Genomic DNA, 11262 nt, shown 5'->3' on the forward strand with positions numbered 1-11262 from the left:
CATCTGCGCCGAGTGCCGCGCGGCCTGCGCGGCCGGCGCAATCTCCGGCGAACCCGTCCACGCCGGCAACGCCGCCAGCACCGCGACGGCGCGGGCGGGATGGGCCAGCGCCCAGGCGACCGCCACCGCCGCCCCGAGGGACACCCCGCCCACCGCAATGGCCCCCGGCCGTGCGGCATCGTCCAGCTCGGATAGGTAGCCGTCGATCAAGCGGTCCGGCTGCGGCGGCGGCGTCACCACGACGGCGCCGGCCTTGTGCAGGGCGGGTGCAAACGCCCGGTAGACGTAGTCGTCGTCGGATCCGGTGCCGGGCAGCAGAACCGTCGTGACGCCGCCCAAGTCGACAGCCATCAGTTGATCGTGCCGTGTGGCTGAAATCACTGGCGCGGCGACCCGGTATCAGCGTGGCATTGCCGAACCAACAGGTCTACCGTGGCGTTCGTTGGTGGATCCACGGTGGATTCACAGATTGGCAGGAGAAGCCATGGCTTCGGCCGAAGGGTATCTGCGCCGGCTCACGCGTCGGCTGACGGAGGACCCAGAGCAACTCGACGTCAAGGAGTTGACCGAAGAGGCCGCCGGCACCGGCGCGCAGAAGGCGGTCGACTGCAAGCGCGGCCAGGAAGTGACGATGATCGGCACCTTGCGCAGCGTCGAGGCAAACGCCAAGGGTTGCGCCGGCGGTGTCAAGGCCGAGCTGTTCGACGGGACCGAAGCGGTGATGCTGGTCTGGCTCGGGCAGCGCCGCATCCCCGGTATCGAATCGGGCCGCACGCTGCGCGTGCACGGTCGAGTGGGCAAGCTGGAGAACGGCACCAAGGCGATCTACAACCCGCACTACGAGATTCAGAAGTAGTCGGGACCCAACCGAATCTCGTGTCCGATAAGCGCACCGGCGCCCAGGCGCTGCTCGACCAAATGGGTGGCTTCAGCGGGCTGATCTACTCCGCCCTTCCGGTGCTGGTGTTCGTTCCGGTCTCATCACTGTTCGGTTTGACGCCGGCGGTCATCGCCGCGTTGAGTGTGGCCGCGCTGATCATGGCGTGGCGGCTGGCCCGGCGCGAATCCACCCAACCCGCGATATCTGGGTTCATCGGCGTCGGGGTGTGCGCGCTGATCGCCTACCTGATGGGGGAGTCCAAGGGCTATTTCCTGCTCGGCATCTGGTCGTCGCTGTTCTGGGCGGCGGTGTTCGGGCTGTCGGTGCTGTTCCGCCGCCCCGTCGTCGGCTACATCTGGGGCTGGGTCAACGGACATGACCGCGGCTGGCGTCAGGTGCGCCGGGCGGTGGTGGCCTTCGACATCGCGACGGTCACCTGGGTACTGGTGTTCGCGTCGCGGTTCGTCGTGCAGCACCATCTCTACGACGCCGACCAGACCGGATGGCTTGGCGTCGCCCGCATCGCGATGGGATGGCCGCTGACGGCGCTGGCCGCGCTGGCCACCTATCTGGCCATCCGGTCGGCGCAGCGCGCACTGCACGCGCATACCCCGGCGGAGGAGACGCACACCTCTGACGCCGAGGACGCGGTGCGGGACTCTAGTTGACCGAGACGCACGAGCGCACCGGTCGGCCGCTGCTCGTGGTCGCGGTCCTGGCCTCCTTCGTGGCCTTCCTCGACGGCTCGGTGGTCAACCTCGCGCTGCCCGCGATCGGCCGCGAGTTCGACGGAGGGCTGGCGTTGCAGCAGTGGGTGGTGGACGGCTACCTGCTCACCCTCGGCGCGCTGATCCTCGTCGCCGGCGCGATCTCCGACGCGTTGGGGCGGCTGGCGGTGCTGCGGATGGGGCTGGTCGTCTTCACGGTCGCATCCCTGCTGTGCGCACTGGCGGCCAGCGGCTGGGTGCTCATCGCCGCCCGTTGCCTGCAGGGCGTGGGTGCCGCATTTCTGGTGCCCAGCTCGCTGGCGATGATCAACGCCCGCTTCTCGGGCGCCGAACAGGCCCGTGCGATCGGCACCTGGACCGCTTGGACCGGAACGGCTTTCGTCATCGGCCCGCTGCTGGGCGGCGTCCTGGTCGATGCGCTCAACTGGCGATGGATCTTCGGTGTGAACATCGTGCCGCTGGCGATCACGCTGTACCTGACCACCAAGCTGCCTCGTGACGAGTTCGTCGCCACGCGGTCGGCCAAGATCGACGTCGTCGGAGCCGTGCTCAACGCCGTCGGGCTGACCGGCACCGTGTACGCGCTCATCGAGCAGCAGCGCTTCGGCCTCTCGCATCCGACGGTGCTGGCCGGCCTGGTGGTCGGTGTCGGCTGCCTGATCGCGTTCCCGTGGTGGGAGCGCAGGGCGGCGCACCCGATGATGCCGTTGCACATCTTCGCCGCACGAAATTTCGCCGTCGGCAACCTTGCCACCGTCTTCGTCTACGCCGGGGTGTCACTGGGCATGCTGATGGTCGTGCTGTTCCTGCAGGAGGCGGCGGGCATGTCGGCCACCCAAGCCGGGATCGCCACGCTGCCGATCCCGGTGCTGTCCTTCTTCCTGGCCCGGTTGTTCGGCACGCTGGCCGGCCGACACGGTCCGCGGCTCTACATGGCGGTCGGTCCGCTCGTCGCCGCGGCCGGATACCTGCTGATGGCGACCGCCGAGCGCCCGTTTGACTTCTGGACGCAGCTGCTGCCCGGCCTGGTGGTGTTCGGCCTCGGACTGTCGATCACGGTGTCACCGTTGACGGCGGCGATCCTCGCCGCGGTGGATCCGGCACAGAGCGGGATCGGTTCGGCGATCAACAACGCGATATCGCGCATCGCCGGCCTGATCGCGATCGCCTTCACCGGTGTGATCATCGCCCTGGGCGAGCGAAGCGACGGGAATGGCGTGAGCGCAATCGATTTCGATGGGTTCCGGCAGGGCTCGCTGGTGGTTGCCGCGCTGTTCGCGGTGGCTGGACTGATCTCCTGGCTGGGCATCCGCAACGAGCAGCACGACGCTAGCCGGGTGTCGGATGCCACCACGGCGTGCTGTCACGACCGAGTTGCCCCGCCCCCGGCGTACGCAGATCGCGCTGCGGGCTAGCGCTTCTGCGCGTGCAGCAGCAGGTCCCGCAGCTCGTCTTCGACCTCGGGCACCGCGACGAAGAGCAGCTCGTCGCCGCCTTCGAGCGGCTCGTCGCCCTGCGGAACGATCACCCGTGGCCCCCGCAGGATGGTCACCAGCGCGACGTCCCGGGGAAGGTCCAGCTTGCGCAGCGGCTTACCGCCCCATGGCGTGTCGTCGGGCAGCGTGAGCTCGATCAGGTTGGCCTGCCCGGTGCGGAAGTCCATCAGGTGCACCAGATCGCCGACCGCGACCGCCTCCTCGACCAACGAGGCCAGCATCCGGGGAGTGGACACCGCGACGTCGACGCCCCACGCCTCGTCGAACAGCCACTCGTTGCGGGGGTCGTTTGCCCGTGCCACCACCCGCGGCACCGCGAACTCCGTCTTGGCCAGCAGGCTGACCACCACGTTGACCTTGTCGTCGCCGGTCGCGGCGATCACCACGTCGAACTCCTCCAGGTGCACCGACTCGAGCAGGCTCAGCTCGCAGGCGTCTCCCAGCCGCCAATGCGCGGCCGGAATGGCGTCGACGTCGATGTGGTCGGGATTGCGTTCAAGCAGGGTCACTTCGTGATCGTTCTCGAGAAGTTCCCGCGCGATGGATCGGCCGACGGCGCCGGCTCCGGCGATCGCGACTTTCATCGTTCGGCCTCGATCTCTTCACTCGGCGGCAGCGCGGCGATGGCCAGCGCCTCGGCGATGTGCCCGGCCACCGCGGCGACATACACCTGGTCGCCGGCCTGGATCACCGTCTTGAGGTCGGGCAGCAGACCACTGCCGAACCGGATCATGAACGCCACCCGGGCCCCGGTGGCGGCTTCCAGGTCGGTCATCGGGCGGCCCACCCAGTCCTCGTGCAACGCCAGCTCCGCGACCGCGACATTGCCGGACGGATCTCGCCACTTGGTGGTCTCGGTCTCGCGGGTCAGCACGTTGAGCAGCCGATCGGTGGTCCACGGCACGGTGGCCACCGTCGGAATGCCCAGCCGTTCGTAGACCGCGGCGCGTCCGGCGTCGTAGATGCGGGCCACCACGCGCTCGACGCCGAAGGTCTCGCGGGCAACCCGCGCCGAGATGATGTTCGAGTTGTCGCCGGAGGACACCGCCGCAAAGGCCGCGGCCTCCTCGATGCCGGCCCGCAGCAGGACGTCGCGGTCGAAACCCATGCCCAGCACCCGCTCGCCGCTGAAGTCTGGGCTGAGTCGGTTGAACGCGGTGCTGTCACGGTCGATGATCGCGACGTCGTGGCCGATACGGGCCAGGCTGTCGGCCAGCGACGCGCCCACCCGGCCGCATCCCATCACCACTACACGCACGTTCGCGGTCCTTTCGGCAGCAGCGTGAAAATGCCGTCTCAAATCTGCGCACTCGGAACGCTACAGCCAGCCACGTCTGGGCTTACTCTTGGCTCTCGTGTCCAAGCTCTCGACCGCCGCCCGGCGGCTGGTCCTCGGCCGGCCGTTCCGCAGCGACAGGCTTCATCACCAGTTGCTGCCGAAACGGATCGCGCTGCCGGTCTTCGCGTCCGACCCGATGTCCTCGGTGGCGTACGCGCCCGAGGAAATCTTTCTCGTGCTGTCGGTGGCCGGCCTGGCCGCCTATTCGATGGCGCCGTGGATCGGGCTGGCGGTGTCCATCGTGCTGCTGGTTGTGATTGCCAGCTACCGGCAGAACGTGCACGCCTATCCGTCCGGCGGCGGCGACTACGAGGTGGTGAGCACCAACCTCGGGCCCACCGCGGGTCTAACGGTTGCGAGCGCGCTGCTGGTGGATTATGTGCTGACGGTCGCGGTCTCGATCTCGTCGGCGGCGTCGAACATCGGATCCGCCGTGCCGTTCGTCGCCGAGCACAAGGTCGCCTTCGCGATCACCGCGGTTCTGCTGCTGACCGCAATGAATCTGCGCGGTATCAGGGAATCGGGCACCGCCTTCGCGATTCCGACGTACGCGTTCTTGGTCGGCATGTACACGATGCTGGCTTGGGGTGTGTTCCAGATTTATCTGCTCGGTGAGCCTCTGCGGGCTGAGTCGGCCGCATTCGAAATGGAGCCGGAGCATGAACTGGCAGGACTCGCAATGGTGTTGCTGGTGGCCCGGGCGTTCTCGTCGGGCAGCGCCGCGTTGACCGGGGTCGAGGCCATCAGCAACGGGGTGCCGGCATTCCGAAAGCCGAAGTCCCGCAACGCCGCCACCACGCTTCTTATGCTGGGCATCATCGCGGTGTCGTTGTTCATGGGCATGATCATGTTGGCCAGGGCAACCGGCGTCAAAATCGCGGAGCGCCCCGAGGAACAGCTGGTCGGCGCACCGCCCGACTACCAGCAAAAAACGCTGATCGCGCAGCTGGCCGAGACAATCTTCCAAGGCTTTCCCCTTGGGCTTTTCGTTATCACCGGCGTCACGGCGCTGATCCTGGTGCTTGCCGCCAACACCGCGTTCAACGGCTTCCCGGTGCTGGGATCGATTCTGGCCCAAGACCGTTACCTGCCCCGTCAGCTACACACCCGCGGCGACCGGCTGGCTTTTTCAAATGGCATCTGGTTCCTGGCGGTTGCCGCGATTGCGTTCATCGTTGCGTTCCGAGCCGAGGTCACCGCGCTGATCCATCTCTACATCGTCGGGGTGTTCGTGTCCTTCACGCTCAGCCAGATCGGCATGGTCCGGCACTGGACCCGGCTGCTGGGCGTCGAAACCGATCCGGCGGTGCGGCGGAAGATGGTGCGTTCACGGGTGATCAACGCTATCGGCCTCACAGCCACCGGCACAGTGCTCGTCGTCGTGGTAGTGACGAAATTCCTTGCCGGAGCTTGGATCGCGATCTTGGCGATGGGCGGGCTGTTCGTGATCATGAAAATGATCCGTCGGCATTACGACACCGTCGCGCACGAGCTGGAGGAACAGCAGGCTGCCGAGGAGGGCGGGATCGTTCTGCCCAGCCGCAACCACGCCATCGTGCTGGTGTCCAAATTGCACCTGCCCACGTTGCGCGCCCTAGCGTACGCGCGGGCAACCCGGCCCGATGCGCTTGAAGCGATCACGGTCAGCGTCGACGACGCCGAGACCCGTCAGCTGGTGCACAAATGGGAGGAGAGCGATATCTCGGTGCCGCTCAAAGTGATCGCCTCTCCGTACCGTGAGATCACCCGGCCCGTGCTCGATTATGTTAAGCGTGTCAGCAAGGAGTCGCCGCGGACCGTGGTCACCGTTTTCATCCCCGAGTACGTCGTCGGTCATTGGTGGGAGCAGGTATTGCACAACCAGAGCGCGTTGCGGCTCAAGGGCCGGCTGTTGTTCGAGCCGAACGTGATGGTGACTTCCGTTCCCTGGCAGCTCAGTTCGTCGGAGCGACTCAAGACGTTGCAGCCGCACGCGGCACCGGGCGACGCCCGTCGAGGCTTCCTGGATTGACCGAATCACCGCGCACCGGCCGGTCGCCGTTACCGGCCGAACTCGTCCTCACCACCGGGCCGCCGGCCAACGGCGGAAGCTGTGTGGCGCGCCACGAGGGCCGGGTGGTGTTCGTGCGCTATGCGCTGCCGCAGGAGCGGGTCCGGGTCCGGGTGGTCGCCGATCACGGATCCTATTGGCACGCCCATGTTGTCGAGGTGATCGAGCCGTCCCCGGACCGGGTCGACCCGCTGTGCCCGATCGCCGGTGTGGACGCGGCCGGCTGCTGTGATCTGGCGTTCGCCGAACCCGGCGCCGCCCGCCGTCTCAAGGGTGCCGTCGTCGCCAATCAGCTCGCCAAGCTGGGCGGGTATCACTGGCGTGACGAGTCCGACGCGGTTGCCGAGCCGGTCGGGGCCGGTGATGCCACCGGCTGGCGCACCCGGGTCCGGTTGGCCACCTCGGACGACGGGCGGGCCGGCTTCCACCGCTATCACAGTGAAGCGCTGGTCACCGACCTGCGGTGTGGACAGCTGCCGACCGGAATGCTCGACGGCCTGGACGGCGGCGGCTGGCCGCCCGGGGCGCACCTGAACGTGGCGGTCGACGACGACGGAGCGCGCCATGTCGTGCAGTCCGGCCCGCGCGTCGGTAAGAGAACCGCGACCCGCGTGGTCGAGGGCAATTACGAGGCGACGCAGCGCGTCAACGGACGGGTCTGGCGGGTGCCGGTGACGGCATTCTGGCAGGCGCACCGGGAGGCCGCGCGGGTGTACAGCGGGCTGGTGGCCGACTGGGCGCACCTGCGCGATGGGATGACGGCATGGGATCTCTACGGCGGTGCCGGGATTTTTGCCGCGGTGCTCGGCGAGGCGGTGGGCGACGGCGGGCAGGTGGTGAGCGTCGACACGTCGCGCGGCGCATCGCGTTCGGCCCGCACCGCGCTCGCGGACCTGCGCAGCGTCTCGGTGATCACCGACTCGGTGCGCCGCGCGGTGGCGGCGCAGCGCAAGCGCGCCGACGTCGCGGTGCTGGACCCGCCGCGGTCCGGCGCCGGCCGCGATGTGATCGATCTGCTGGCGGCCGCCGATGTCCCGCGAGTGATCCACATCGGTTGTGAGGCGGCCTCATTCGCGCGTGACATCGGGCTCTATCTCGGACACGGCTACACGGTGGAGGAGCTGCGGGTGTTCGACTCCTTCCCGCTGACCCACCATGTCGAGTGCGTCACGGTGCTGACGCGCTGAAGTATTGCTGCAGTCGCCGGTGCCGATGACCGAAGAGCGCACGTAAGCCGGCCGCAAAGAGTGGTGCCGCCAGTCGCAGTGGCGCTCGGAGTTGGAAGGTGATCCGGTCGCGCACAATCGATTTTGCGTCGCCGTCGGGTGTCACACTGCGTTCGTGCCGCCACTGGCGCATGCTCATCATTGTCGATTCCTCGCGGAAGCTTCGTCCGGGGTCGAGTTCGGCGATGGACAGCCGGTCATAATCGATCGGCAGGACACCGAACAACCTGATCCACGCACGGCCGATCGGTGTTCCTACCGGCACGGTGTCCACGGTTAGCGATTTGGCGCCGCGCGGCATTGACATCGTCATCCATGGTCGGAGCTCGTCGTTGATTCCCTCCGGGGTGACCACCCGCTCCCACACCCGCTCGGCGGGCGCGTCGACGATGCTCTCCCGCTCGACGATTGCCATCGTCGTCGAACGTATCCGACGCGACGGCCCAGCGGACTGCTACCTCCGGTGCCAGCGGTCCAACAGCGCCGGGATCTCCTCGAGCAGGAAGTTGTGAAAGTCGCGCATCTGGGTTACGCGCTGGCGGGCCAAGCTGTCCGCGTCAGTCGCGGCGATCCCTGCCTCGGCGGCGGCCTGCACCGCCGAGATGACTTCGTTCTGGTTGGTGTATTGGATCGCCCAGGCATTGTCGCGCAGTCGGTAGTGGTCTCGCCGGCTCCCCGGCGCGGGCACCCGTTCCACCAAACCGACCGACGTGAGCATCTTGACCGCCCCGGAGATCGCGCCCGAGCTGGCCTGCAGCCGGTCGGCGAGTTCACCCATCGTCATGGTGGGCCGCTCGGTGAACAGCAGGGCGGCCAGAACCCGCGCCGTCATGCGCTGCATCCCGTGATTGGTGAGGACAAGCGCCAGTTCCTCGGCGACCTCTTCTGGTGCCTTGGACACTCGCACTCCTTCCGTATCCGGTCTTCAATAATTTCTGAAAACTCAGTATAGTGAGTGCCGGCGCTCCGGGAAGTCTGGTCGGAAACTTGATATCCGTCTGTCCGGGAAGGGGCCGACCAACTCATGCATACCGTTACGGCGGCAGCGTCATCATCGAGTGTTATGACCGAGGTGATCCGCGTTCGCGGGCTCACGTTCAGCTATCCGAAGGCAACCGAACCAGCGGTGCGCGGCATGGACTTCGCCGTCGCCCGCGGCGAGATCTTCGGATTTCTCGGGCCCAGCGGCGCCGGAAAGTCCACGACGCAAAAGCTGCTCATCGGCCTGCTCCGCGGCCACGGTGGCGAGGCCGCGGTGTGGGGCAAGGACCCGCTGGCCTGGGGGCCCGATTACTACCAGCGAATCGGTGTCTCGTTCGAACTGCCCAATCACTACCAGAAGCTCACCGGCCGGGAGAATCTGCAGTTCTTCGCGTCGCTGTACGCCGTCGACACGGTGGATCCGATGGAGCTGCTGACCGCCGTCGGGCTGGCCGACGACGCCGACACGCGGGTAGGCAAGTACTCCAAGGGGATGCAGATGCGGCTGACGTTCGCCCGGTCGCTGATCAACGACCCGGAGCTGCTCTTCTTGGACGAGCCCACCTCAGGAATGGACCCGGTGAACGCCCGCAAGGTCAAGAACATCATCGGAGACCTGAAGGCGCGTGGCCGAACGGTCTTCCTCACTACCCATGACATGGCGACCGCCGACGAGTTGTGCGACCGGGTCGCCTTCGTCGTCGACGGCAGCATTGTCGCGCTGAACACGCCCACCGAGCTGAAGATCGCCCGCAGCCAGCGACGTGTTCGGGTGGAGTACCGGGGCAACAACGGCGCCCTCGAAACGGCCGAATTCGGTATGGACGCCTTGGCTGACGACCCGGCGTTCCATGCGTTGCTACGAAACCACCACGTCGAGACGATTCACAGTAGGGAAGCCAGCCTGGACGACGTGTTCGTGGAGGTCACCGGGAGGCGGCTGACATGACTCGGTTGTTGAGCGCGCTGCGGCTCGAGCTGACCCTTCAAGTAAGGCAGAAGTTCCTGCACGCGGGCATCTTCTCGGGACTCATCTGGCTGGCCGTGCTGCTGCCGATGCCGGCCAGCCTGCGCCCGGTCGCCGAGCCCTACGTCCTGGTCGGCGACATTGCGATCATCGGGTTCTTCTTCATCGGGGGCACGGTGTTCTTCGAGAAACAGGAACGCACCATCGGCGCGATCCTCTCCACGCCGCTGCGGTTCTGGGAGTATTTGGCGGCCAAATTGACTGTGCTGGTGCTGATCTCATTGTTCGTAGCGGTGGTCGTGGCAACCGTCGCCGACGGGTTCGCCTATCGCCCGGTGCCGCTAGTCGTGGGCGTCGTACTCGGGACACTGGTGATGCTTGTGGTGGGATTCATCAGCTCGCTGCCGTTCGCCTCGGTGACCGACTGGTTCCTGGCGGCGACCATCCCACTTGCCGTGCTGAGTCTGCCGGTTTTGCACTACTCGGGCCTGTGGCCCAACCCGATCCTCTATCTCATCCCGACACAGGGACCGCTATACCTGCTCGGGGCGGCGTTCGATCAGGTGACGCTGGCGCCGTGGCAGGTGATCTACGCGGTGCTGTATCCGGTTGGGTGCCTGGCGGGGTTGTACTGGGCGGCCAGGGCGATGTTCGGTCGCTTCGTCATCGAAAGGTCGGGCGTGCTGTAATGGCGATTCTTGCAACAACTAGCGCACGTGCGCTGCTTGCGTTCGGCCGCAACGACATTCGCGGCACATACCGCGAACCGCTCCTGTGGATGATCGTCCTTGCCCCCGTCATCTGGACCACGGGTGTTGCGTTCCTCACGCCGTTGTTTACCGAGATGCTCTCGCAGCGTTACGATTTCGATCTGGTTCCGTACTATCCGCTGGTCCTTACCGCGTTTCTGCTGTTGACGAGCATCATCATCACCGGCGCGATCGCCGCGTTTCTGGTGCTGGATGAGGTCGACGCCGGCACGTTGACCGCGCTGCGGGTGACCCCGGTACCGCTGTCGACCTTCTTCGCGTATCGCGCCGGCGCGGTCATGGTGTTGACCGCTGTGTATGTGGTCGCGACGCTCTCGTTCAGCGGGATACTCGAGCCCGGCCTGGTCCCCGCGCTGATCCCGATCGGGCTGTTGTCCGGATTGTCGGCGGTCGTGTGTCTGCTGCTGATCGTGACGGTGGCGAACAACAAGATCCAGGGCATCGCGATGGTGCGCGCCCTCGGCATGCTCATGGCCGGGCTTCCGGCCCTGCCGTGGTTCATCGACTCCGCGTGGAACCTTGTCTTCGGCGTGTTGCCGCCCTATTGGGCGGCCAAGGCATTCTTTGTCGCCAGCGATCACGGCACCTGGTGGCCATACGTCGCCATTGGCGCGGTCTACAACATGGCCATCGCGTGGCCGCTGTTCCGCCGCTTCCTCGCAAAGAACTCCTGACGGCCTATCCGCCGGGCGACTCGACTGCGCCGATCGCTTTCTCCAGCCGTTCGACCACAGCGCGCAGTTCAGCAAGGGCCTCCCTGAGTTCCGCCGCCGTGGCGGGCGATTCGCCCGGCGCTGCCGGGGGCGCCGCCGGGCGCTGCGGGGC

12 protein-coding genes and 1 pseudogene are annotated in these 11262 nt (G+C 66.8%); 8 read left to right on the forward strand and 5 right to left on the reverse strand.

Annotated features, from left to right (window positions below; translation table 11 throughout):
- A pseudogene (locus ACRDU5_RS06610) lies at nucleotides 1-351 on the reverse strand (alpha/beta hydrolase); the annotation flags it as partial.
- Nucleotides 352-484: 133 nt separating this feature from the next.
- Between ACRDU5_RS06610 and ACRDU5_RS06615 the strand changes: the two are divergent.
- From ACRDU5_RS06615 to ACRDU5_RS06625, 3 genes are all read left to right on the forward strand, one after another.
- Complete coding sequence (locus ACRDU5_RS06615; RefSeq protein WP_526613691.1) at nucleotides 485-856, forward strand: OB-fold nucleic acid binding domain-containing protein; 372 nt, start codon at nucleotides 485-487, stop codon at nucleotides 854-856.
- A 62-nt stretch (nucleotides 857-918) separates the two neighbouring features.
- Entirely contained in the window at nucleotides 919-1548 is a 630-nt protein-coding gene (locus tag ACRDU5_RS06620; RefSeq protein WP_526613701.1) for a DUF3159 domain-containing protein, read from the forward strand.
- Nucleotides 1545-3023 (forward strand): MFS transporter, encoded by a 1479-nt coding sequence (locus tag ACRDU5_RS06625; RefSeq protein ID WP_526613692.1) that lies wholly within the window; start codon nucleotides 1545-1547, stop codon nucleotides 3021-3023. Before ACRDU5_RS06620 ends, ACRDU5_RS06625 begins: the two co-directional genes overlap by 4 nt.
- On the opposite strand, the gene ACRDU5_RS06630 is transcribed toward ACRDU5_RS06625, so the two are convergent.
- Entirely contained in the window at nucleotides 3020-3688 is a 669-nt protein-coding gene (locus ACRDU5_RS06630; protein ID WP_526613693.1) for a potassium channel family protein, read from the reverse strand. The two genes, ACRDU5_RS06625 and ACRDU5_RS06630, sit on opposite strands and share 4 nt — an antisense overlap.
- Nucleotides 3685-4362 (reverse strand): potassium channel family protein, encoded by a 678-nt coding sequence (locus tag ACRDU5_RS06635; RefSeq protein ID WP_526613694.1) that lies wholly within the window; start codon nucleotides 4360-4362, stop codon nucleotides 3685-3687. The genes ACRDU5_RS06630 and ACRDU5_RS06635 overlap by 4 nt, the downstream gene beginning before the upstream one ends.
- 97 nt (nucleotides 4363-4459) lie before the next feature.
- Between ACRDU5_RS06635 and ACRDU5_RS06640 the strand changes: the two genes are divergently transcribed.
- Together ACRDU5_RS06640 and ACRDU5_RS06645 are read left to right on the forward strand one after the other, a co-directional pair.
- A complete protein-coding gene (locus tag ACRDU5_RS06640; protein ID WP_526613695.1) occupies nucleotides 4460-6454 on the forward strand; it encodes an amino acid permease in 1995 nt (664 codons plus the stop codon).
- Nucleotides 6451-7680 carry a class I SAM-dependent RNA methyltransferase gene (locus tag ACRDU5_RS06645; RefSeq protein WP_526613696.1) on the forward strand — a complete coding sequence of 410 codons (1230 nt, stop codon included), beginning with the start codon at nucleotides 6451-6453 and terminating at the stop codon, nucleotides 7678-7680. The genes ACRDU5_RS06640 and ACRDU5_RS06645 overlap by 4 nt, the downstream gene beginning before the upstream one ends.
- Here ACRDU5_RS06645 and ACRDU5_RS06650 read toward each other — a convergent pair.
- Both ACRDU5_RS06650 and ACRDU5_RS06655 read right to left on the reverse strand, forming a co-directional pair.
- Nucleotides 7661-8134 (reverse strand): Rv1443c family protein, encoded by a 474-nt coding sequence (locus ACRDU5_RS06650; RefSeq protein ID WP_526613697.1) that lies wholly within the window; start codon nucleotides 8132-8134, stop codon nucleotides 7661-7663. The two genes, ACRDU5_RS06645 and ACRDU5_RS06650, sit on opposite strands and share 20 nt — an antisense overlap.
- A 39-nt stretch (nucleotides 8135-8173) precedes the next feature.
- On the reverse strand, nucleotides 8174-8560 hold the full coding sequence (locus ACRDU5_RS06655) for a GbsR/MarR family transcriptional regulator (RefSeq protein WP_526613702.1): 387 nt from the start codon (nucleotides 8558-8560) through the stop codon (nucleotides 8174-8176).
- 183 nt (nucleotides 8561-8743) lie between these two features.
- Between ACRDU5_RS06655 and ACRDU5_RS06660 the strand changes: the two genes are divergently transcribed.
- Genes ACRDU5_RS06660 through ACRDU5_RS06670 form a run of 3 tightly spaced genes read left to right on the forward strand, consistent with a single transcriptional unit; the run spans nucleotide 8744 to nucleotide 11111 of the window.
- Entirely contained in the window at nucleotides 8744-9649 is a 906-nt protein-coding gene (locus ACRDU5_RS06660; protein WP_526613698.1) for an ATP-binding cassette domain-containing protein, read from the forward strand.
- Entirely contained in the window at nucleotides 9646-10356 is a 711-nt protein-coding gene (locus ACRDU5_RS06665; RefSeq protein WP_526613699.1) for a fluoroquinolone export ABC transporter permease subunit, read from the forward strand. Before ACRDU5_RS06660 ends, ACRDU5_RS06665 begins: the two co-directional genes overlap by 4 nt.
- Nucleotides 10356-11111, forward strand: coding sequence for an Rv2686c family ABC transporter permease subunit (locus ACRDU5_RS06670; protein ID WP_526613700.1), 756 nt, complete (start codon nucleotides 10356-10358; stop codon nucleotides 11109-11111). The genes ACRDU5_RS06665 and ACRDU5_RS06670 overlap by 1 nt, the downstream gene beginning before the upstream one ends.
- Nucleotides 11112-11262 lie beyond the last annotated feature (151 nt).

This window comes from Mycobacterium sp., assembly GCF_050701515.1.
Lineage (GTDB): Bacteria > Actinomycetota > Actinomycetes > Mycobacteriales > Mycobacteriaceae > Mycobacterium.